Here is a 22,249-nt window from a genome sequence, read left to right on the forward strand (position 1 = left end):
GCCTTCCCCCATGAAGCTCTCCCCCGCCCAACTCAACAAACATCTGCAAGGCAGCCTCGCACCCGTGTACATCGTCAGCGGCGATGACCCGTTGCTGTGCCAGGAAGCAGCGGATGCGATCCGTGGCGCCGCCCGCAAGCAGGGTTTTGACGAGCGTCAGGTATTCAGCGCCGACGCCAACTTCGACTGGGGCAATCTGCTCCTGGCCGGAGCCAGCCTGTCATTGTTCGCTCAGCGTCGGCTGCTCGAACTGCGGCTCCCTTCCGGCAAGCCGGGTGACAAGGGGGCTGCGGCTTTGATCGAGTACTGTGCCAACCCCGCGGCGGACAACCTGCTGCTGATCAGCCTGCCCAGGCTCGACGCCAGCGCGCAGAAGACCAAGTGGGGCAAGGCGCTGATCGAGGGCACGCAATGCCAATTCATCCAGATCTGGCCGGTGGATGCTCACCAGTTGCCCCAGTGGATCAGTCAGCGCCTGGCCCAGGCAGGGCTGTCGGCTCAGCGTGATGCAGTCGATCTGATCGCCGCTCGCGTCGAGGGCAATCTCCTGGCGGCGGCTCAGGAAATCGAGAAGCTCAAGCTGTTGGCCGACGGCAACCAGGTCACTGTCGAAACCGTTCAGGCGGCAGTGGCGGACAGTGCCAGGTTCGATGTCTTCGGTCTGGTCGATGCGATTCTCAACGGCGAAGCCAGTCATGCTCTGCGCATGCTCGAGGGCCTGCGTGGCGAGGGTGTCGAACCGCCGGTCATTCTCTGGGCCCTGGCCCGGGAAGTGCGTCTGCTGGCGGGCCTGGCGCAGCAGTTCAGCCAAGGCGTACCGTTGGACAAGGCCTTCAGCCAGGCTCGTCCGCCGGTCTGGGACAAGCGTCGGCCGCTGGTCAGCAAGGCGCTGCACCGTCTTCCCGCGCAGCGCTGGGCCGAACTCTTGCAGGATGCCCAGCGCATAGACGCGCAGATCAAGGGCCAGGCACAGGGTTCGCCCTGGACCAGCCTGGCGCGGCTTTGCCTGTTGATGGCGGGGCAGCGGTTGGCATTGCCCGCGCAATAAGGTGAGCGTGATGGCCATTCGAGCCATACTCCATTCAACCCCCCAACGATACACACAATCAATTAGCCCTCCTCTCGACCAAGCCCTAAAGTGCGCTCCGCCATCCAAACCGCCCGAAGGAATCTGCCATGAGCAAGAAGCCGAACAAGCCCGGCCCGAACAAAGCCAAGTCCATCGTCGCCCAGCCGCTCTTCCGATCGCGCCAGGAGCGACCGAACAAAGGCAAGGGCAGCTACCGCCGCGAAGCCTTCCAATCGAGAGATTGGGAGGCTTCTTGCTTTTTGGCCGCATGAAGGCATGAATTTAACAGGCATGGTATGGTCTCAATCTGACCTGTAATCCCTGGATCTGTGCATGCCTTCTCGTCTTTCCCTGCGCTGGCAACCCCGCCAGCTGATCACGGCCACCAGCCTTGTCCTGCTCGTCGCCTGCGCGGAAAAGCCAACCGCGGCCGACGCTATCCCGCTGGCACCTGCCCAGCCCGCACAATCCGCTGTAACCACGCCTCTGCCAAGCGATAGCACTCCCGCCAATGATGATATCCAGCCGTCACAGACCTTCGCGCAATGGCAGGCAGCCTTCCGCGAGCAGGCCCTGCAGGCCGGGATCAGCGCCAGCACCTTCGACCGCGCCTTCCTCGACGTCACCCCGGACATGGATGTGATCAAGGCCGACCGCAGTCAACCCGAGTTCACCCGCCCGGTCTGGGAATACCTTGACGGGGCTCTGTCTCCGGTTCGTGTGCGCAAGGGCAAGGCATTGCTCGAACAACATGCCCAACTGTTGAGCCAACTGGAGCAGCGTTACGGCGTGGACCGCCAGATCCTGGTATCGGTATGGGGCATGGAAAGCAATTTTGGCCAGTTCCAGGGCAAGAAATCGGTCATTCGCTCGCTGGCAACCCTGGCCTACGAAGGCCGTCGCCCGCAGTTCGCCCATGACCAGTTGTTGGCCGCCCTGCAGATCCTGCAGAATGGTGACATCCAGGTCGATGCCATGCGCGGATCCTGGGCCGGCGCGATGGGCCAGACCCAGTTCATCCCGACCACGTACAACACCCATGCGGTGGATTTCGATGGCGATGGGCGACGCGATATCTGGAACAGCTCGGCCGACGCCCTGGCCTCGACTGCGCACTACTTGCAAAGCTCGGGCTGGAAACGCGGACAGCCTTGGGGCTTTGAAGTCCGATTGCCGTCGACTTTCGATTTCTGGCTGGCCGATGGCAGCCAGCGCAAGTCGGTCGCCGAATGGCTGGAACTAGGTGTCCAGTTGCCTGGCGGAACTCGCCTTCCAGAGAACAGCAACCAGCTGTCCGCTGCCCTGCTGCTGCCGGCGGGAGCCCGTGGCCCGGCCTTCCTGGTATTCGACAATTTCCGCGCCATCCTCAAGTACAACAACTCTTCGTCCTATGCCTTGGCAGTCAGCCTGCTTGGCGATCGGTTCTCGGGTTGGGGATACATCGCGGGGGGGTGGCCGAAGGATGATCTGCCACTGAGCCGCAACGAGCGTATCGAGCTACAGTCCCTGCTCAATGCCAGCGGTCATGAGGCTGGTAACGCGGACGGCATCATCGGCGCCAACACTCGCAAGGCTATTCGTAATGCCCAGCAGGCGCAGGGGTGGCCGGCTGATGGGTACCCTACCCAGAAGTTGCTGGAGAGTTTGCGGCAGCATTGAGAGCTGCATGGAACTGCCACCCTGCCTCTGGTACCCATCAATGGAGAAGGCATTGTATTTTCAATACAGGAGTTTAGCCTTCGGCTTCCGGAATCCTCTATGAGGCTGACGGCCCCATCGCGGGACAAGCCCGCTCGCCACCGGGTGCGCAATAGCTAGAAAGGCTGGATGTGCGGCCTTTGAATTAGCTGGATCCACACCCAAGGAATCGGTGGTTCTACACCGTCTAAGGCCAACCAAACCTTAGTGGCGAGCGGGCTTGCCCCGCGATGGGGCCATCAGCCTTACAGAAGATACCGAGCGCAGGCTAAGCTTGTGCATTGAAAGTCAAATGCTTTCTACTTCACCGATTGGCATCAACACTAGCCCTCTGAGCTTATGCGAGTCAAAGGACTAGCCTGACAACAAAGACCGTGAAGCTATCAAAGCGGCGAGAACCCTTGTTCATGTAACCAAGCCGCTGCCATCAGTCCTGACTATTTGAACAAATCCTGCTCAAGCATCAGCGTGCGCCCTTCACTGTCCAACCGAACCCGCGCGCCTAGCGGCAGACAGATGTTGGGGTCGCAATGGCCACTACGCCAGCCTGCCAGCACCGGGATCCCCAAGGGTTCGAACACATCGCGCAGCAATGGCGTCATCGCTTCCACGGTAATCCCGGCAAAATCTCCTACCAGCACTCCTCGCACCGTAGACAGCACCCCGGCGAGACGCAGCTGTGTCAGCAAACGATCCACGCGGTAGAGCGGCTCGTTCACGTCTTCGATGAAAAGAATGCTGTCGTCACCGCACAGCTGCGCAGGCGTGCCCAGGGTTGCGCCAAGCAGGGAGAGATTGCCACCCACCAGACGCCCGCTGGCCTGACCCGGCATTATGCAGCTCAAGGGATGGTCCGCTGGATGGCCGATCTCATCGCCCTCACGCAACGAGCCACTCAATTGCGCGAGCATCGAGCTGACAGTCGGCTCGAGCTTGCCCCCGAGCAGGTCGGCATTGAGCATGGCACCATGAAAAGTGACAAAGCCTGCATATCGGTCGATGGCAGTGTGCAAAGCGGTGATATCGCTATAGCCCACCAGCGGCTTGGGATGTCGACCGATCAACTGATGATCGAGCTGGTCGAGCAGGCGCATGCTGCCATACCCGCCACGCATGCACAGGATCGCATCGATGTCCGGGTCGGCGAAGGCGTCATGCAGATCCTCGAGACGACGCTGGTCATTCCCGGCCAGATAACCCTCGGCCTGGTTCACACCGGGATACAGACGGCATTGGTAACCACGATCGAAGAACCACTGGCATGCCTTGTCGGCATCCAGCCTGGCCGGCCCGGCCGGGGCGATGACCGCGAAGCGGGCGCCGGGCTTCAGCGGCGCTGGCAATCGCGAGTCGACGGGGTCGGGTCGGGCATGGGTCATCCAGGTATCTCCTTGCGGTCAGACTGAGCGGCACCTGCCGGGCGCAGCCTGCCGATACAAAAATGCCGATGCGGCCTGACGGCGCACATCGGCATGTTCGAGCATCCACGATCAGAGTTTGATCTTGGCCTCGTGCGCCTGCTGGTCGGCATGGTAGGACGAACGCACCAGTGGCCCGGACGCGACGTTCTTGAAGCCCAGGCGGTGCCCCTCCTCGGCGAACCAGGCGAAGGTGTCCGGATGAACGAAGCGTTGCACTGGCAGGTGGCTGCGCGAGGGTTGCAGGTACTGACCCAGGGTAAGCATGTCGATGTTGTGCTCGCGCATGCGCTGCATCACCTCGATGACCTCCTCATCGGTCTCGCCCAGGCCCAGCATCAGGCCGGACTTGGTCGGGACATGCGGGACCAGCTGCTTGAACTTCTGCAGCAGATCCAACGACCAGTCATAGTCGGAACCCGGACGCGCAGCCTTGTACAGGCGCGGAACGGTTTCGAGGTTGTGGTTGAACACATCCGGCGGCTCCTGGGCAGTGATGGCCAGCGCCACGTCCATGCGTCCGCGATAGTCAGGCACCAGCGTCTCGAGCTGGACTCCCGGCGACAGCGCGCGAATCTCGCGCAGGCAGTCGGCGAAATGCTGTGCGCCACCATCGCGCAGGTCGTCGCGGTCCACCGAGGTGATCACCACGTACTTCAGGCGCAGGTCGGCGATGGCGACGGCGAGGTTCTTCGGTTCGTCGACATCGAGCGGCTTCGGTCGGCCATGGCCGACGTCGCAGAACGGGCAGCGACGGGTGCAGATGTCACCCATGATCATGAAGGTCGCAGTACCGCCGGAGAAGCACTCGCCCAGGTTCGGGCAGGAGGCTTCCTCGCACACGCTGTGCAGTTTGTGCTTGCGCAGCAGTTGCTTGATACGGTCGACTTCCGGCGATACCGGGATTCTCACACGGATCCAGTCAGGTTTCTTCGGCAGTTCTTCGGTGGGGATGATCTTCACCGGAATGCGCGCTACCTTCTCCGCGCCTCGCAGTTTGACGCCCGCTTCCACTTTTGGGCGGGGAGCCGGACGCGGGGTCACATCCTGCGTGGCTATCAGGTTCGGCACGGCTTCTTGCACAGTTGTCATATTCAGTCGATTCCGCCCGTAAGGGTCGTCTGCTCAGCGTAGTCGAGGTGCTTGACCAGCTGTCCGCGCAGCCTTGTCCTGACCTCGGTGAGTTCGATCGGGCCTGCCTGATCGCGCAGCTGGGTCATGGCCAGCCCCGCATACCCGCAGGGGTTGATTCGGCGGAATGGCGCCAGGTCCATATCCACATTCAGGGCAAGGCCATGAAACGAACGGCCGTTGCGAATCCGCAGGCCGAGAGAGGCGATCTTCGCCCCATCGACGTAGACGCCAGGCGCATCGGGCTTGGCGGCAGCCTGGACATCGTAATCGGCGAGCAGGTCGATAAGACTGCGCTCGATACGACTGACCAGATCCCGCACGCCGAAACCCAGGCGGCGCACATCGAGCAGCAGGTAGGCGACCAACTGCCCGGGACCGTGATAGGTCACCTGGCCACCCCGGTCGCTCTGCACCACCGGGATGTCGCCGGGTACGAGCAGGTGCTCGGCCTTGCCGGCCTGACCCTGGGTGAACACCGCGGGGTGCTCCACCAGCCAGACCTCGTCGACACTCGCCGCATCCCGCTGGTCGGTGAAACGCCGCATGGCGGCCAGCACCGGTTCATAGGGTTGCAGACCCAGGTCGCGAAAGCCGAGGCTGCCTGGCATCAGAGCACCATGTGCACGATGCCGGTCGCGCGCAAGGCGCTGTTGATATCGCGCAGTTGATCGTCGCTGGTGGCGACGATATGCAACTGCACGGTGGTGTACTTGCCATTGCTGCTCTGGCGCTCGGCCAGGGTAGCCAGGTCGACCGCAGCGTACTTGCTGAGGATCTCGATGACCGTATCCTTGAAATTGACCACGGTGTTGCCGATCACTTTGATCGGATAATCGGAGCAGGGAAATTCGATCTTTGGCGACTTGACGTCTTGTACGCTCATGGCTAAACGGCCTCACAAGCCGTGGCAACAACGATGCCCCCGCGGGTCGCGGAGGCATGCAGGTCACGTATCAGTTGAACAACCCGTAGAAGAATAGACGAATGCTATCCCACATACGGCGCAAGAAACCACCTTCCTCTACCGCGTCCAGGGCGATGAGGTCGGCGCTGTGGACCACTTTTTCGTCCAGTTTGACTTCCACCTTGCCGATCACGTCACCTTTGGCGATGGGCGCGGTCAGCTGCGGGTTCAGGGACATGCTGGCAACCAGTCGCTTCAACTGGCCCTTGGGCATGGTCATGGTCAGGTCGTCGGCCAGACCTGCCTTGACCTGGCTGGTCGAACCTTTCCATACCGGCGACTGGGTCAGCTCGGTGCCCTTCTGGTAGAAGGTCTGGGTCTCGAAGAAGCGGAAGCCGTAGGTCAGCAGCTTCTGGGTCTCGGCAGCACGGGACTGCTCGCTATTGGTACCGAAGACCACGGCGATCAGGCGCATGCCGTCACGGACCGCCGACGAGACCATGCAATAGCCGGCTTCCTCGGTGTGGCCGGTCTTCAGGCCATCGACGGTCTTGTCGCGCCACAGCAGCAGGTTGCGGTTGGGCTGCTTGATGTTGTTCCAGTAGAACTCTTTCTGCGAGTAGATCGCATAGTGCGCCGGGTCTTCACCGATGATCGCGCGAGCCAGCACGGCCATGTCGTGGGCCGAGGAGTAGTGCTCGGGGTGTGGCAGGCCGGTCGGGTTCATGAAGTGGCTGTTGGACATGCCCAGGTCGGCGGCAGTCTTGTTCATCATGTCGGCAAAGGCGTCTTCGCTGCCGGCGATGTGCTCGGCAAGAGCGACGCTGGCGTCGTTACCGGACTGGATGATGATGCCGTGCAACAGGTCGCTGACACTGACCTGGCTGCCCACCTTGATGAACATCCGCGAACCACCGGTGCGCCAGGCATTTTCGCTGACGGTGACAGGATCGTTCTCGCCGATCTGCCCGCGACGGATGTCGAGGGTCGCGATATAGGCGGTCATCAGCTTGGTCAGGCTGGCAGGCGGCAGGCGCTCGTCACCATTGTTCTCGACCAGCACGTTGCCGCTGGACGCTTCCATCAGGACATAGGACTTGGCAGCCAGTTGCGGTGGCGACGGCATCATCTGCTCCGCCGCGAAGGCCGCGGGGGTGATCATCAGCAGTACAGGCAGGCAAAGGCGTTTGGCGAAGGTGGTGATGTTCATCCGTCTCTCGAAATGGCTAATGGACTCATGCCCCGAGGGCAACATGTAGAGTGGCCGGCGGCCTGGCGGGCAAACGGCCATTGTACATGGCCGCGCGCCCCGATTCATGACAAAACCGACAAGGATGCCCGTCAGTCTGCCGTGACCAGCTTGGCCGGGCCCAGATTGGCCAGGCGAACGCTGTTCTGGGTCTGTTGCAGTTCGCCCTGACTGCTCATCGGCCCCAGGCGAACCCGGTGCAGGGTCTGCTGGTTACGCACGATGGAGCTGATGAAAACGGGCGCGCTGACCATGGAGCTGAGCTTGGAGCGCAGCAGTTCGGCGGCATCGGGGTTGGCGAACGCGCCGACCTGCAGGTACATGCCACCACTGCCGTTGGGCACGCTGTTACCCGCGACCTGTACCGGCACCACGGCTGCGGCGTGCTGCTGAGGTGGTGGTGTCCACTGCTCGACCTTGCCAGTGGAAGCCGGCAGCGAAGGCGCCTGGGCCACTTGCGGCTGCTTGAGCACCATGGGCGCGCTCTGACCGCGCTCCGCCCACCACTGCTGCGGGTCGATACCCTCGACGCGCACGCGCGCGGTACCGGTCTCGGCGTAACCGAGCTTCTTGGCCGCGGCGTAGGACAGGTCGATGATACGGTCCGAGTAGAACGGACCGCGGTCATTGACCCTTAGTACCACGCTGCGACGGTTGTCCAGATTGGTCACTCGCACGTAGGCCGGCAGCGGCAGGGTCTTGTGCGCCGCGCTCATGCCGTACAGGTCATAGACCTCGCCGTTGGCGGTGTTCTGTCCATGGAACTTGGTGCCATACCAGGAGGCCGTGCCTTCGGCGCGATAGTTGCGCGATTCCTGGATGGGGTAGTAGGTCTTGCCCAGCACCGTATAAGGGTTGGCCTTGTAGTTGCCGGTATGGAGCGTCGGGGTGGCGTCGGGAATCTTGTTGATATCGACATCCCACCACGGCGCACCGTCCTTGTGGGCGCGGTTGATGTCCAGGCCAGGCTGAGACCGCACTACATTGCCGCTTTGCGCGGTGCTGGCGGGACGGCTGGAGGAGCAGCTGGCCAGCACGAGGCCGGCGGCCACGCAAGCCATGAGCTTGAGCGAATTGGCAGAAAAGAGTACGCGCATTACTTGACGCCCCGTGCTTGAAGCAACTGGTCCGAGAGCTGATGTACCGCCATCGCGTACATCACGCTGCGGTTATAGCGAGTGATCGCGTAGAAATTCTTCAGGCCAAGCCAGTACTCTGGACCGCTCTCACCTTCCAGCCGGAAAGCGGTAACCATCAGGTCATCCGGCAGCGGATCCTGAGTGGTCCAGCCCAGCGCCCTGAGCTCTGCCACCGACCTGGCCGGTTCGATACCCGGCGTCAGGCCTTCGTCGACCCGTTCTCCGACGACCACGGCGCGACTGACCACCGGCTCGCCGGCGACCCAGCCATGTCGCTTGAAGTAGCTGGCCACGCTGCCGATCGCATCGTCCGGGTTGGTCCAGATATTGATATGGCCATCGCCGTCGAAATCCACGGCATAGGCACGAAAGCTGCTCGGCATGAACTGCGGCAGCCCCATCGCTCCGGCGTAGGAACCCTTGAGGGTGAGCGGATCGAGCTGCTCCTCGCGCGACAGCAAGAGGAACTCGCGTAGCTCCTTGCGGAAGAATTCGGCGCGGGGTGGGTAGTCGAAGCCCAACGTGGAAAGCGCATCGATGACCCGGAAATTGCCCGTATTGCGTCCGAAGAAGGTCTCGACGCCGATGATCGCCACGATCACCTGGGCCGGCACGCCATACTCCTGCTCGGCCCGAGCCAGGGTCGCCTCGTGCTGACGCCAGAAGTCGACACCCCGGGCGATGCGCGCGTCGGTGATGAACATGGGACGATATTCCTTCCACGGCTTGACCCGCTCGGCCGGACGCGAAATCGCATCGAGGATCGACTGCTTGCGCTGCACCTCGCGGAAGACACCCATCAGCTGTTCGCCGGCGAATCCGTAGTCGCGGGTCATTTCACCGACGAACTCGGCCACTTGGGGCGAACCATCATAGTCGCCGGCATTGGCCTGTTGGACAGCGCCGAACAGACCCAGCGCACCGATCCACGGTACACAACGGGCAGTCCAGCCACGCACTGCTTGCATGAAATTCTTCACCTTATTCAAACTTGTGCGATCCATTTGCGGTGGGTATGGATCGACATCAGAACGCCAAACGCTGACAGCAGCGTCACCAACGAAGTTCCGCCATAGCTGATGAAGGGCAGCGGCACGCCCACGACAGGCAACAGGCCGCTGACCATACCGATATTGACGAACACGTATACAAAGAAGGTCATGGTCAGACTGCCCGCGAGCAGCTTGCCAAACAAGGTCTGTGCCTGGGCTGTGATCACCAGGCCCCGACCGATCAGTAACAAGTAGATGAGCAACAAAGCGCAGATGCCGACCAGGCCGAACTCCTCGCCCAACACCGCGATGATGAAGTCTGTGTGGCTCTCTGGAAGGAAGTCCAGGTGCGACTGGGTGCCCAGCAGCCAACCCTTGCCGAAGACCCCGCCCGAGCCGATCGCGGCCTTGGACTGGATGATGTTCCAGCCAGTGCCCAGCGGATCGCTTTCCGGGTCGAGGAAGGTCAGCACGCGCTGTTTCTGATAATCGTGCATGACGAAGAACCACATGGCTACCGCCACTGGAACCGCCGCCGCCAGCACGCTGATGATCCACCGCCAGCGCAGCCCGCCCATGAACAATACGAACGCACCGGAAGCCAGGATCAGCAGCGATGTTCCCAGGTCCGGCTGGCGGACGATAAGGATGAAGGGCACGCCGATCAACGCCAGGCTGATCATCACGTGCTTGAGGTGCGGTGGAAGCGTGCGCTTGGACAGGTACCAGGCGATGGTCGCCGGCATGATGATCTTCATGAATTCCGAGGGCTGGAAGCGGATGACCCCGGGTATGTTGATCCAGCGGGTGGCGCCCATGGCGTTGTGGCCCATGACGTCCACCACGACCAGCAGCAGCACCCCGCACAGGTAGGCCAGGGGTACCCAGCGTGCCATGAAGCGCGGTTCGAGCTGAGCGATGACGAACATCGACACCAGACCGATGCCGAACGAGGTCGCCTGCTTTAGCAGCAGATCCCAGTTCTTGCCGCTTGCCGAATACAGCACGAACAGGCTGCCGGCCGCCAAGGTCAGCAGGATGACCAGCAGGGGCCCGTCGATGTGGATGCGCTGCAGGAAGCTGGCGCGTCGACGCATCACGTCCTCGCTGGAGAGCATGCGATCGAAATTACTCTTCACTGTGACGTTTCCTGGGCGACGGAGGGCGGAGCAAACTCCTGTTTGAGGGTACCGTTCTCGTCGAGCAGCCAGGCGTCCATGACCTGGCGCAGCACAGGCGCTGCCACCCCGGAACCGGACTCGCCGTTTTCGACCATGACCGAAATCACGATCTTCGGCGCCTCGGCCGGGCCGAAGCCGACGAACAGCGCATGGTCGCGGTGACGCTCCTGCAGTTTGTTACGGTCGTACTTCTCGCCTTGCTTGATCGCCACCACCTGGGCGGTGCCGCTCTTGCCGGCGATGCGGTACTGCGCGCCGGCAGCCGCCTTGCGCGCGGTGCCCCGGGCGTTGTGCATCACCTGCTCCATGCCGTGGGTAACCTTGGCCCAGTCGGACTTGTCGCGCAGGACGATGTCGGGCATGGGGTTGTCGTCCACCGGTGGCTGGCCTTCGATGGTCTTGGCCAGATGGGGCCGATTCCACTTGCCCTTGTTGGCGATCAACGCGATGGCCTGGGCCAGCTGCAGCGGCGTGGCCTGCATGTAGCCCTGGCCGATGCCGAGAATCAGGGTTTCTCCGGGGAACCAGGCCTGGCGGCGGTTGGCGCGTTTCCATTCGCGCGACGGCATCAGACCGGACGACTCCTCGAACATGTCCAGGGACACTTTCTGCCCGATGCCGAACCGGTTCATGTAGGTCGAAAGGCGATCAATGCCCATCTTGTGCGCGAGGTCGTAGAAGTAGGTGTCATTGGACCGCATGATCGCCGTGTCCAGGTCGACCCAGCCGTCCCCGCTGCGGTTCCAGTTGCGGTACTTGTGGTCATAGTTGGGCAGCTGGTAGTAACCCGGGTCGAAGACCCGACTGCTGGCGGTAATCACGCCACTGTCCAGGCCGGCCACCGCCACCGCTGGCTTGATCGTCGACCCTGGAGGATAGAGACCGCGCAGGACGCGGTTGAACAGCGGTCGGTCGATCGAATCGCGCAGCTCGGCATAGGCCTTGAAGCTGATGCCAGTGACGAACAGGTTGGGATCGAAGCTTGGCTGGCTGACCATCGCCAGCACTTCGCCGGTGCGTGGGTCGAGCGCCACGACGGCGCCACGACGCCCACCCAGCGCCGCTTCAGCGGCCTCCTGCAGCTTGATGTCCAGGCTCAGGACGATATCCTTGCCGGGAATCGGGTCAGTGCGCTTGAGCACACGCAGCACACGTCCGCGCGCGTTGGTCTCGACTTCCTCGTACCCGACCTGGCCGTGCAGCTGAGCCTCGTAGAAACGCTCGATCCCGGTCTTGCCGATATGGTGAGTACCGCTGTAGTTGACCGGGTCGAGGGTCTTCAGCTCTTTCTCGTTGATCCGTCCCACGTAGCCCACCGAATGCGCGAAGTGCGCCCCTTGCGGGTAATGCCGCACCAGTTGCGCGACCACTTCAACACCCGGCAGACGGAACTGGTTCACGGCCACGCGCGCGATCTGCTCTTCGTTCAGCTCGAACAGGATCGGCACCGGCTCGAACGGCCGTCGCCCCTGGCGCATGCGCTTCTCGAACAAGGCTCGATCATCGGGCGTCAGCTCCAACACCTCGATGATCGCGTCCAGTACTTCCTCCCATTTGCCGGCGCGCTCGCGGGTCATGGTCAGGCTGAAGCTGGGACGGTTGTCCGCGATGATCACCCCATTGCGGTCGAAGATCAGCCCACGGGTGGGCGGAATCGGCTGCACGTGCACCCGATTGTTCTCCGACAGCGTGGAGTGATAGTCGTACTGGATCACCTGGAGGAAATACAGCCGGGCGATGAGCACGCAGATCAGCAGCATGATCGCTACCGCGCCGACCACGACACGATTGCGCACCAGGCGGGCGTCCTTCTCGTGGTCTTTGAGACGTATCGGTTGCGACATCGGGAAGGCTTACAGGCTCATTTGTGGTAGGGATGCCCGGACAGCACGGTCCAGGCACGGTACAGCTGTTCGCCGATCAGTATCCGCACCAGAGGATGCGGCAACGTCAGCGGCGACAACGACCAGCGTTGTTCGCTGCGCGCACAGACTTCCGGAGCCAGCCCTTCCGGGCCTCCCACCATGAAATTGACCGTACGCGAATCCAGCCGCCAGCGATCGAGCTCTACCGCCAACTGCTCGGTGCTCCAGGGCTTGCCATGGACCTCGAGAGTGACGATGCGTTCACCGGGCTGGACCTTGCTCAGCATGGCCTCGCCCTCCTGACGAATCAGACGAGCGACATCGGCATTCTTGCCCCGGGTATTGAGCGCGATTTCCACCAGCTCCAACGACAGCTCGGGAGGCAGGCGCTTGGCATATTCATGCCAACCGTCCTCCACCCAGCGAGGCATGCGCGAGCCCACCGCAATCAGACGTAGACGCACAGCGCTTGCTCAGCCCCGATCCTTGAGGTTTTCGGCGTAGCTGTGGGTGTTCTCCGGATTGTGGTGCTTGCCATCGGCGGCACGACTCTGCTCGGCGCCTGCCCACAGACGCTCCAGGTCATAGAACTGACGGGCGGCAGCGGTCATCATGTGCACGATGACATCGTTCAGGTCCAGGAGTACCCAATCGCTGTCGCCCTTGCCTTCTTCGCTCAGCGGCTGCACGCCCTTGGCCTTCACCGCTTCACGTACCTTTTCCAGCATCGCGTTGATCTGGCGGTTGGAGGTACCGGTGGCAATGATCATGTAGTCGGTCAGGCTGTGCTTCTCGCGCACGTCGATGACCTGGATATCCTGGGCCTTGACGTCTTCCAGCGCCGCCGTGGTCAGTTGGACCAGTTCTTCGCCATAGATTTTCTGCTTTGTCATATAAAACTCGTTCAACTCATTAAATGAGGCGCCCTGCGGCACCTTCAGTTCGGCGCACGGTAAAGGTCGTGCGCATCGATATAGGCCAGTACTGCGTCCGGCACCAGAAACCGCACCGACTTGCCACTGGCCAGCAGCTGTCGGATCTGGGTGGCCGACACCGCGAGCGGGGTCTGCCAGACGAATGATATGTGCCCCCCGGGCCCAGCCAGGTCCGTGGGGTCGCTTTGCGAACGCGCCGCCAGGAGGTTGCGCAGCGCGTCGGGAGGTTCTACATCGGCATCAGGCCGCTGCAGCACCAGGATATGGCAATGCTGCAACAGCTCTTCCCAGCGATGCCAGCCAGGCAGACCGCAGAATGCGTCCCAGCCCAGCACCAGGAACAGCTGGTCGTGCGCCGCCAGCTCGCCGCGGATCGACTCCAGGGTGTCGATGGTATACGACGGCTTGTCCCGCGCCAGCTCGCGATCATCCACGCTCAGCCAATCGACGCCCTCAACCGCCCGGGTCACCATCGCCAGGCGATTCTCGGGAGTCACTTGCGGGGTATCGCGGTGCGGCGGCCGGGCGTTGGGTAGCAGACGCAGTTCGTCCAGGCTCATGAACTCGGCCACTTCCAGCGCCCCGCGCAGATGGCCGATATGCACCGGATCGAAGGTGCCGCCGAGAATCCCGACGCGACGCACAACCGGCCCCTGGCTCAACTCAGCAGGATTCCTGGCCGCGCAGCTGACCATCGCCGATGACCACGTACTTCTCGCAGGTCAGGCCTTCGAGGCCGACCGGCCCGCGAGCATGCAGCTTGTCGGTGGAAATGCCGATCTCGGCGCCCAGGCCGTACTCGAAACCATCGGCAAAGCAGGTTGGGGTATTGAGCATGACCGAGGCCGAATCGACCTCGGCCATGAAGCGACGGGCCAGGCCCTGGTGCTCGGTGACGATCGAATCGGTATGGTGCGAGCCGTAGCGATTGATGTGTTCGATGGCCGCATCCAGGCCATCGACCACGCGGATCGACAGAATGGCAGCCAGGTACTCGGTATGCCAGTCCTCTTCGCCGGCAGGCAGTGCCTCGATCAGGTCACGGGTGCCTGCGCAGCCGCGCAGCTCGACGCCTTTCTCCTGGAAGCGGCGGGCCATTTCCGGCAGGAAGGCCGCGGCCACGCGCTGATCGACCAACAGGGTCTCCATGGCGCCGCAGATGCCGTACCGGTAGGTCTTGGCATTGAAAGCGATGGCCCAGGCCTTTTCCAGGTCGGCGTGCTCGGCCACATAGACATGGCAGATGCCGTCCAGGTGCTTGATCACCGGCACGCGCGCATCGCGGCTGATGCGCTCGATCAGGCCACGGCCACCGCGCGGGACGATCACATCGACGTATTCAGGCATGCCGATCAGCGCGCCTACCGCTTCCCGGTCAGTGGTCTCGACCACCTGCACGACCGCCGCCGGCAGGCCTGCCTCGGCCAGGCCGCGCTGGATGCACGCGGCGATGGCGCGGTTGGAGTGAATGGCTTCGGAGCCGCCTCGCAGGATGGTGGCGTTACCGGACTTCAGGCACAGGCTGGCCGCGTCGATGGTCACATTGGGGCGTGACTCGTAGATGATGCCGATGACACCCAGCGGCACGCGCATCTTGCCCACCTGGATGCCCGAAGGTCGGTAGCTCATGTCTCGCACGGCGCCGACGGGGTCCGGCAGATTGGCGACCTGGCGCAAACCGAGGATCATGCCGTCGATGCGCGCCGGCGTCAGCGCCAGGCGGTCCAGCAATGCGGCTTCGAGGCCATTGGCGCGGCCGGCGGCCAAGTCCTGTTCGTTGGCTGCAGCCAGCTCGTCGCGGGCAGCGTCCAGCGCCTGGGCAGCGGCCTGCAAGGCACGGTTCTTCTGTGCGGTGCTGGCTCGCGCGATCACGCGGGAAGCTTCACGGGCGGCGCGACCCAGGCGGGTCATGTAGTCAAGAACGGACTCGGTCATGGGCTCAGTGTCTTGCCGAAGGGGAAATCGGCTGATTATAACTGCCGCATCGGTGTACGCCCAGCGGTGGGTGGCGGATGGTAGGGTATGTATGTGTTGATCGTGTAGGAAAGATGTATCTTGTGGTGACGAAATTTCCCATTGCCGCCTGCCTCGGCCTGTCATGGGCCTACTGCTCACACGCGAGGCAATACGCGGTTCAGCTTTGTCAGAGATGGAACTTGCCATGATCTTCCCCCCATCGCCCGACGCTGGCGACATGCCCGCTCCCTCACCCTGCCCGGCTCGCGCCTTGCCCGACGGTTTTTTCGATCGCGATGCCCAGACGCTTGCCAAGGCGCTGCTCGGCAAGGTTATCCGTCATCGCCAGGGTGATCTGTGGCTGGCGGCTCGAATCATCGAGACCGAGGCCTACTACCTGACCGACAAGGGCAGCCACGCGTCCCTCGGTTTCACGGAAAAGCGCAAGGCGCTGTTTCTCGATGGAGGACACATCTACATGTACTACGCCCGCGGCGGCGACTCGTTGAACTTCAGCGCCCAAGACCCGGGCAATGCAGTGCTGATCAAGTCGGCCTATCCCTGGGTCGACGCCCTCTCCGATGACAACAGCCTGGCGCAGATGCAGCTGAACAACCCTGACGCCAGTGGCCAGGTGCGCCCGCCCGAACGTCTCTGTGCCGGCCAGACCCTGCTCTGCCGCGCCCTCGGGCTGAAGGTGCCGCAGTGGGATGCCCAGCGCTTCGACCCGGATCGGCTGTATGTCGAAGATTGCGGTAGCGTTGTGAAACACATTATTCAGACCACGCGGCTTGGGATTCCCCATGGCCGCGACGAACATCTGCTCTACCGTTTCGTCGATGCCGACTATGCTCGCTTTTGCACGCGCAACCCGCTGCGTCGGGGGCAAGTCGAAGGGCGGGACTTTTTCATTCTGGAACAAGGAAGCTGAAAACATGGGCCAATGGCTCGACAGTCTAACCGGCTGGCTTAGCGCCAATCCGCAGTGGCTTGGCGTTGCGATTTTCGTAGTGGCCTGCGTGGAGTGCCTGGCCATCGCCGGCGTCATCGTACCAGGCACCGTGCTGCTGTTCGCCGTGGCCGTGCTGGCCGGCAGCGGCGCGCTGTCATTGAGCGAAACGCTGCTGCTGGGCTATCTCGGCGGTCTATTGGGTGATGCCCTTTCCTATACGCTGGGCAAGCGCTTTCATCAGAACATTCGACGCCTGCCGTTGCTGCGCCATCACCCGGAATGGATCGGCGGCGCTGAAACTTATTTCCACCGGTACGGCATCGCCAGCCTGCTGGTCGGACGCTTCATCGGCCCGTTGCGCCCGATGCTGCCGATGGTCGCCGGCATGTTCGACATGCCCTTGCCGCGTTTCATCGGTGTCAGCATGGTGGCAGGAGCCGGCTGGTCGGTGGCCTACCTGCTGCCGGGCTGGGCGACCGGCGCAGCGATGCGCTTGCCCTTGCCCGAAGGCTTCTGGCTGGATGCCGGCCTGATCATGGGCACCTTGGCCGTGCTGGTCGGCCTGAGCATCAACAGCAGCCTGCGCAGTCAGCGCCACGGAACGCGATTGATCGCGGGGGTCAGCTTGCTGGCCCTGGCGGGCGTGTTTTTCGGCTGGCCGTTCCTGCATCAATTCGATCAGGGCGTGATGACGCTGATCCAGGAGCATCGCCAGAAAGCCCTGGACAGCGGCGTGATCGTGATCACCCGGCTGGGCGACTTCAAGACCCAACTGATCCTCGGCGCCCTTCTCACCATCCTGTTGATGGTCGCGCGCCAGTGGCGCCATGCGCTGTTCGCCTGCGGCGCCCTGCTCGGCACGGCGGTGGCCAACGGCACCTTGAAGTGGCTGTTCGCGCGGGCACGCCCGGAGGTCCTGAGCGACCCGTTGACCACCTACAGCATGCCCAGCGGGCACAGCTCGGCGTCTTTCGCCTTCTTCCTGACCCTTGCCGTACTGGCCGGCCGTGGCCAGCCACCGCGCATGCGCCTGACCTGGGTCACCCTGGCCTGCCTGCCCGCCCTGGCGATCGCGCTGTCGCGGGTGTACTTGGGTGTCCACTGGCCAACGGACGTTCTGGCCGGCGCACTGCTTGCCTCTTGCCTCTGCGCCCTGAGCCTGACCCTGGTGCAGCACCGGCAACCGCTCAATGCACTGGCACCGCGGGTGTGGTGGCTGATCCTGCCGGCCTGTATTGCCTTGCTGTCCTTCTTCGCGCTGTACGCCCTGCCCCATGCGATCGAGCGCTACCACTACTGATCAGGCGAAGAGTTCGCCCTGGATGCGTTCGAGCAGCGACTGGATAGCCTCCAGGCGCTGCCCGGGCGAATCGATCGCCAGCAGGTCGAGCTTGTCCTCTTCCATGAACGGCAACAGATAGGCCAACTGGTTGGCCAGTGATTGCCGGGTCTCGACGGCTAGCGACATGTCCAACGCTGCGACCATGGGGTGCTCGCCCAATGCCCTGAGCAAGGCAAGCAGGTCGTCGTCCTGTTCCAGCAGCGGGCTGTCCTCCATTTCGGCCAGCCATTGCACTTCACCGACCAGCAGCTGGTCTTTCTCGATCTCGGTCTGCTCTACGCGAAAACGCCGCACGCCTTCCACGCGAATGCCAAGCAAGCCGTTGTCCTGTTGCTGGAAATCGCGAATCAGCGCTTCGCAGCCGAGGGAGGCAACTCCCACCGGCGCCTTGCCCACCTGCTCGCCCTCGAGGATGCAGACCACACCAAAGCCGCCCCCCTGTTTCATGCAGCGGCCGATCATGTCCAGATAGCGTGCCTCGAAGATCTGAAGGTCGAGCTTGCAGCCTGGAAACAGCACGGTATTGAGTGGAAACAACGGTAACGTCATCACGATTCCTCAAGCCACCAGGCTGACCACCAACGGCAGGAACACTGCTGTTGCCACGCCCATCAGGCTCATCGCCAACGCGGCGAAAGCGCCGCATTCATCACTTTCCTGCAAGGCCACCGAAGTGCCTACCGCATGAGCGGTAATGCCCAGCGACATGCCGCGCGCCTCGGGGCTCAGCACCCCGCAACGGGTCAGCAACGCCGGACCGAAGATCGCGCCGATCACCCCGGTGATCAATACGAACACGGCGGCCAGCGCGGCCACGCCACCGATCTGCTCGGCCACCAGCATGGCGATCGGCGAAGTGACGGATTTCGGCGCCATCGTCATCAGGATCATGTGTTCGGCCCCGAACCAATCTCCCAGCAGTACACATGCCAGAGTAGCGAACACGCCACCGATTACCAGCGTAGTAAATATCGGCCAGAACAGCTGGCGGATACGCCGCAGATTGAGGTAGAGCGGCACTGCCAGGGCTACCGTGGCCGGGCCAAGCAGGATGTTGAGAATCTCCGTGCTCTTGCGATATTCGCTGTAGCCGATACCGCAGGTGACGAGCACGCCGATCACCACCAGCATCGAGACCAGCACGGGCTGCAGGAAGATCCAGCGGGTTTTTTCGTACGCGGCCAGCACCAACTGGTACGCGCCCAGAGTGATCCCGATACCGAACAAAGGGTGATGGATGACCGCGTCGATCGCGCCATGCCAGTCGATGATCATGGCTGTTCCTTGCGTTTGCCCTGGCGGTGGATGAGCTTCTGCATCAACACGCCCACGAAGGCCAAGGTAAGCAGGCAGGAAATCACCAGCGCGCCGACGATGGCCCAGAAGTCGGCGGCGATGTCCTGGGCGTAGACCATGACGCCCACCGCGGGCGGCACCAGGAGCAACGGCAGGTAGCGCAACAGGCTGCCGGAGGCTTCGTTCAACGGCTTGCCGACTTCGCCGCGCAGCATCAGGAACAGCAACAGCAGCAAGAGACCGATGATCGGTCCTGGCAACACCGGCACCGCAAGATGATTGATCGCCGTACCCAGCAGTTGAAACAGCACCAGCCAGGTCAAACCACGCAACAACATAAGGACCTCCTTCGGTTCGCCGGACATTATAAGCATGCCCCTGCTGGCTGTTAGCCGCTATTTGCCGAAAAATACCGAGCCAGTTGCGACTGTCTCAGCTGGCGCATTGTGCGGCATACTCGGCGCATCTTTCGCCCGGAATCCGTCATGCGCCCTCTGTTTCCACTTGCCTTGTTTTTGATGCTCGCTGCATGCGGCGACGGTGAGTCCCTGTCGCCGCCGGACGCCCGCCTGCCCGATGGCGGCCGCTATCGGGGGGACGTGGTAAACGGCCTGTTACAAGGCGAGGGACGAATCGATTACCCCAATGGCAGTTGGTATGCCGGCACTTTCCTCGATGGCCAATGGCATGGTCAGGGCGAGTGGCATGGCAGCAACGGCGAGGTCTATCGAGGACAGTTCGCGGGCGGACTGTTCCAGGGCCTCGGTACCCTGAGCACGCCAGGCAGCCATTACAGCGGTACCTTCGAGCATGGTCGACGCGAGGGTGACGGCACGCTGAAGGAGCACGATCAGGAATACCGCGGCCAGTTCAAGCAGGACCAGTACGATGGCGCGGGCCAGCTCGACCTGGCGGACGGCAGCCGTTACCAAGGCTTGTTCGCCCGTGGCAAGCCCAACGGCGCGGGGGTACGCAGCGATGCCAGCGGCAACCAGTTCAGTGGCCAGTTCGTCGACGGCCTTTTGCAAGGTAGCGGCACCTACAACAGCGTCGAAGGCGAACAGTACATCGGGGAGTTCAAGGACAACCGCCTGGAAGGCCGGGGACGCTACGAGAACACCGATGGCGACGTGTGGATAGGCGAGTTCAAGGATGGCTCGCTCGTTGGCGAAGGCGAACTGCTGGGCAGCGATGGCAGCCGGTACAAGGGGCAATTCCGCGATTGGCGGTTCAGCGGCAATGGTCACCTGCAGATGGCCGACGATAGCCAGTACATTGGCGGCTTCGATAACGATGCCTATCAGGGTCATGGACGCCTGATCCATGCCAACGGTCGTATCGAAGGCGGCTATTGGGTCAAGGGCGTTCGCGTCCGCGATGAACAAGGTACGCTGCTGCCGGACCCGCTGGACCTGGCCTTGCTCAACCAGGGCCGCTTGCTCGAACAGACGCTGGAGCGGTTACCCCACTCCAGCCCGCCGATCCAGTTGTACAGCCTGGTGTTGGCGGGCGACGGCCAGCAGAGCGTTTTTCTGCGCGAGACCGACTACGTCAGCAATCTGCTCAAGGTGCGTTTCGGTGCCGTGGGCCAGGTGACCCTGGTCAATCATCGTGACCACCTCGCCGATCGTCCCATGGCGACCCGTGAAAACCTGACCCGCGCCGCTCGTGCGTTGGCCGAACGCAGCGGTCCGGAGGATCTGCTGTTCATCTACCTGACAAGCCACGGCAGTCATGATCACCAGTTGGTGCTCGACCAACCGCGCCTGCAATTGGCCGACCTGTCCGCCGACGAACTGGCCAGCGCGCTGGCGCCTTTGAAGGGTCGCGACAAGGTGGTGGTCGTCTCGGCCTGCTATTCGGGCGGCTATATCGCACCGCTCAAGGATGCCCGGACCCTGGTCATGACAGCGGCGCGATCTGACCGTGTATCCTTCGGTTGCTCCGAGGAGGCCGATTTCACATATTTTGGGGATGCTTTGTTCGCTCAGGCGCTGAACCAGACCGACGACCTCAAACAGGCGTTTGAACTGGCGCGCGACAGTGTTGCCGAACGTGAACGACGAGAAGGTTTCGAGGCCTCTGAACCGCAGATATGGGCTCCGCCTACCGTACTGGCTCATTGGCAGCGGCTGCGTCGACAGCAGGCTCAGGAAGCCCTGCGCAGCGGAGCCAAGCCGCAACCGGCGGCCTCAGGAAAAATGGCCAGGTAGCCACTAAGCTGACTGTAAAAAAGGAGAGACATCATGTATTTGACTCCTCAGCATGTCTTGATTGCCGGCGCTACAGGCCTGACAGGCGAGCATCTGCTTGATCGGCTACTCAGCGAACCCACCATCAGTCGCGTCCTCGCGCCAACCCGGCGCCCGCTGGCCAAGCACCCGCATCTGGAAAACCCGGTGGGCGATCCAGCGATGTTCCTGCCCCAGTTGGAGGGGCGCGTGGACATCGCCTTTTGTTGCCTGGGCACCACGATCAAGCAGGCCGGCTCCGAAACGGCTTTTCGCGCGGTCGACCTGGATATGGTGGTAGCGTTCAGCCGAAGAGCACGCGAGATGGGTGCCAGGCATTTGCTGGTGATCAGCGCCATCGGCGCCGATCCCAAGTCATCGATTTTCTACAACCGGGTCAAAGGCGAGATGGAGGAAGCCCTCAAGGCACAGGACTGGCCACAGCTAACCATCGTCCGGCCATCGATGCTGCTGGGCGAGCGGATCGAACCGCGGTGGAGCGAAAAGGTGGCGGGGCCTCTTTCGCGACTGATTCCCGGCAAATATCGCGGTATCGAAGCCTGTGCACTGGCCCGCGCGCTGTGGCGGCTGGCGCTCGAAGAGGAAGATGGAGTACGGGTGGTGGAGTCGGATGAATTGCGCAAGTTGGGGAAGTGATGGGGCGGTGATGTCGACCAGATAGAGCAACGGGAGCGAATTCTGAATTGATATAGCCTGGGTGCGCTACGCACCCACAGCTACTGCCTTGTTGGAACATTTGCATTACCAGGCAGGCGAGTCCTTCGGCCTCGATCGCGGGGCAAGCCCGCTCGCCACTGGTCCTGTGCCACTCATTAGAGCTTGAACCGCCTCTTGTGCCCCCGGCCAACGCTGGAGGCCTGGCCTAGG

At 62.6% G+C, this 22,249-nt stretch carries 23 protein-coding genes; 7 read left to right on the forward strand and 16 right to left on the reverse strand.

The features are described 5' to 3' along the window. Window positions 1–10 precede the first annotated feature (10 nt). The 3 genes from holA (at window position 11) to G7009_RS14960 (ending at window position 2,728) form a co-directional block, all read left to right on the forward strand. Window positions 11–1,048 carry a DNA polymerase III subunit delta gene (gene holA / locus G7009_RS14950; RefSeq protein ID WP_181130852.1) on the forward strand — a complete coding sequence of 346 codons (1,038 nt, stop codon included), beginning with the start codon at window positions 11–13 and terminating at the stop codon, window positions 1,046–1,048. A gap of 128 nt (window positions 1,049–1,176) precedes the next feature. Further along, a complete protein-coding gene (arfA, locus tag G7009_RS14955; protein WP_181130853.1) occupies window positions 1,177–1,341 on the forward strand; it encodes an alternative ribosome rescue factor ArfA in 165 nt (54 codons plus the stop codon). Between the two features lie 61 nt (window positions 1,342–1,402). Next, entirely contained in the window at window positions 1,403–2,728 is a 1,326-nt protein-coding gene (locus G7009_RS14960; RefSeq protein WP_181130854.1) for a lytic murein transglycosylase, read from the forward strand. Between the two features lie 476 nt (window positions 2,729–3,204). Here G7009_RS14960 and G7009_RS14965 read toward each other — a convergent pair whose 3' ends face one another. From G7009_RS14965 to G7009_RS15025, 13 genes are all read right to left on the reverse strand, one after another. Then, window positions 3,205–4,146, reverse strand: coding sequence for a S66 peptidase family protein (locus tag G7009_RS14965; RefSeq protein WP_181130855.1), 942 nt, complete (start codon window positions 4,144–4,146; stop codon window positions 3,205–3,207). Window positions 4,147–4,257: 111 nt separating this feature from the next. Then, window positions 4,258–5,277 carry a lipoyl synthase gene (lipA, locus tag G7009_RS14970; RefSeq protein ID WP_258197949.1) on the reverse strand — a complete coding sequence of 340 codons (1,020 nt, stop codon included), beginning with the start codon at window positions 5,275–5,277 and terminating at the stop codon, window positions 4,258–4,260. Between the two features lie 2 nt (window positions 5,278–5,279). Continuing rightward, window positions 5,280–5,927 carry a lipoyl(octanoyl) transferase LipB gene (gene lipB, locus G7009_RS14975; protein WP_181130856.1) on the reverse strand — a complete coding sequence of 216 codons (648 nt, stop codon included), beginning with the start codon at window positions 5,925–5,927 and terminating at the stop codon, window positions 5,280–5,282. After that, complete coding sequence (locus G7009_RS14980) at window positions 5,927–6,202, reverse strand: DUF493 domain-containing protein (protein WP_181130857.1); 276 nt, start codon at window positions 6,200–6,202, stop codon at window positions 5,927–5,929. Before G7009_RS14980 ends, lipB begins: the two co-directional genes overlap by 1 nt. A 70-nt stretch (window positions 6,203–6,272) precedes the next feature. Beyond that, window positions 6,273–7,433, reverse strand: a complete 1,161-nt coding sequence (locus G7009_RS14985) for a D-alanyl-D-alanine carboxypeptidase family protein (RefSeq protein WP_181130858.1) — start codon at window positions 7,431–7,433, stop codon at window positions 6,273–6,275. Between the two features lie 131 nt (window positions 7,434–7,564). Further along, window positions 7,565–8,569, reverse strand: a complete 1,005-nt coding sequence (locus G7009_RS14990) for a septal ring lytic transglycosylase RlpA family protein (RefSeq protein WP_181130859.1) — start codon at window positions 8,567–8,569, stop codon at window positions 7,565–7,567. Then, window positions 8,569–9,579, reverse strand: coding sequence for a lytic murein transglycosylase B (gene mltB, locus G7009_RS14995; protein WP_181130860.1), 1,011 nt, complete (start codon window positions 9,577–9,579; stop codon window positions 8,569–8,571). Before mltB ends, G7009_RS14990 begins: the two co-directional genes overlap by 1 nt. A gap of 17 nt (window positions 9,580–9,596) precedes the next feature. Further along, the gene (rodA, locus tag G7009_RS15000) at window positions 9,597–10,700 is read right to left on the reverse strand and encodes a rod shape-determining protein RodA (RefSeq protein ID WP_181130959.1); all 1,104 of its coding nucleotides are present in this window, start codon (window positions 10,698–10,700) and stop codon (window positions 9,597–9,599) included. Between the two features lie 38 nt (window positions 10,701–10,738). Then, on the reverse strand, window positions 10,739–12,628 hold the full coding sequence (gene mrdA / locus G7009_RS15005; RefSeq protein WP_181130861.1) for a penicillin-binding protein 2: 1,890 nt from the start codon (window positions 12,626–12,628) through the stop codon (window positions 10,739–10,741). Between the two features lie 17 nt (window positions 12,629–12,645). Next, complete coding sequence (gene rlmH, locus G7009_RS15010) at window positions 12,646–13,113, reverse strand: 23S rRNA (pseudouridine(1915)-N(3))-methyltransferase RlmH (protein ID WP_181130862.1); 468 nt, start codon at window positions 13,111–13,113, stop codon at window positions 12,646–12,648. A gap of 9 nt (window positions 13,114–13,122) precedes the next feature. Further along, window positions 13,123–13,542, reverse strand: coding sequence for a ribosome silencing factor (gene rsfS / locus G7009_RS15015; RefSeq protein WP_181130863.1), 420 nt, complete (start codon window positions 13,540–13,542; stop codon window positions 13,123–13,125). Window positions 13,543–13,586: 44 nt separating this feature from the next. Further along, complete coding sequence (gene nadD / locus G7009_RS15020; RefSeq protein ID WP_181130864.1) at window positions 13,587–14,279, reverse strand: nicotinate-nucleotide adenylyltransferase; 693 nt, start codon at window positions 14,277–14,279, stop codon at window positions 13,587–13,589. Further along, window positions 14,248–15,519, reverse strand: coding sequence for a glutamate-5-semialdehyde dehydrogenase (locus G7009_RS15025; RefSeq protein ID WP_181130865.1), 1,272 nt, complete (start codon window positions 15,517–15,519; stop codon window positions 14,248–14,250). The genes nadD and G7009_RS15025 overlap by 32 nt, the downstream gene beginning before the upstream one ends. Window positions 15,520–15,778: 259 nt before the next feature. Here G7009_RS15025 and G7009_RS15030 point away from each other — a divergent pair, with 259 nt between their 5' ends. Continuing rightward, window positions 15,779–16,471 carry a DNA-3-methyladenine glycosylase gene (locus G7009_RS15030; RefSeq protein WP_181130960.1) on the forward strand — a complete coding sequence of 231 codons (693 nt, stop codon included), beginning with the start codon at window positions 15,779–15,781 and terminating at the stop codon, window positions 16,469–16,471. Window positions 16,472–16,475: 4 nt separating this feature from the next. After that, complete coding sequence (locus tag G7009_RS15035) at window positions 16,476–17,792, forward strand: bifunctional DedA family/phosphatase PAP2 family protein (protein ID WP_181130866.1); 1,317 nt, start codon at window positions 16,476–16,478, stop codon at window positions 17,790–17,792. Here G7009_RS15035 and G7009_RS15040 read toward each other — a convergent pair whose 3' ends face one another. From G7009_RS15040 to G7009_RS15050, 3 genes are read right to left on the reverse strand one after another with little or no spacing between them, the layout of a single operon-like run. Next, window positions 17,793–18,383, reverse strand: a complete 591-nt coding sequence (locus G7009_RS15040; RefSeq protein WP_181130867.1) for an LON peptidase substrate-binding domain-containing protein — start codon at window positions 18,381–18,383, stop codon at window positions 17,793–17,795. It abuts the gene before it with no gap. A gap of 9 nt (window positions 18,384–18,392) precedes the next feature. After that, entirely contained in the window at window positions 18,393–19,103 is a 711-nt protein-coding gene (locus G7009_RS15045; protein WP_181130961.1) for an LrgB family protein, read from the reverse strand. Between the two features lie 2 nt (window positions 19,104–19,105). Beyond that, complete coding sequence (locus G7009_RS15050) at window positions 19,106–19,468, reverse strand: CidA/LrgA family protein (protein ID WP_181130868.1); 363 nt, start codon at window positions 19,466–19,468, stop codon at window positions 19,106–19,108. 147 nt (window positions 19,469–19,615) lie between these two features. On the opposite strand from G7009_RS15050, the gene G7009_RS15055 reads away from it, so the two are divergent. Beyond that, window positions 19,616–21,343: a C13 family peptidase gene (locus G7009_RS15055; protein WP_181130869.1), complete on the forward strand. Its 1,728-nt coding sequence runs from the start codon at window positions 19,616–19,618 to the stop codon at window positions 21,341–21,343. 33 nt (window positions 21,344–21,376) lie between these two features. Then, entirely contained in the window at window positions 21,377–22,018 is a 642-nt protein-coding gene (locus G7009_RS15060) for an oxidoreductase (protein WP_181130870.1), read from the forward strand. Window positions 22,019–22,249: the final 231 nt, after the last annotated feature.

The organism is Pseudomonas capeferrum, from assembly GCF_013523055.1.
In the GTDB taxonomy this organism is placed as follows: Bacteria; Pseudomonadota; Gammaproteobacteria; order Pseudomonadales; family Pseudomonadaceae; genus Aquipseudomonas; species Aquipseudomonas capeferrum_A.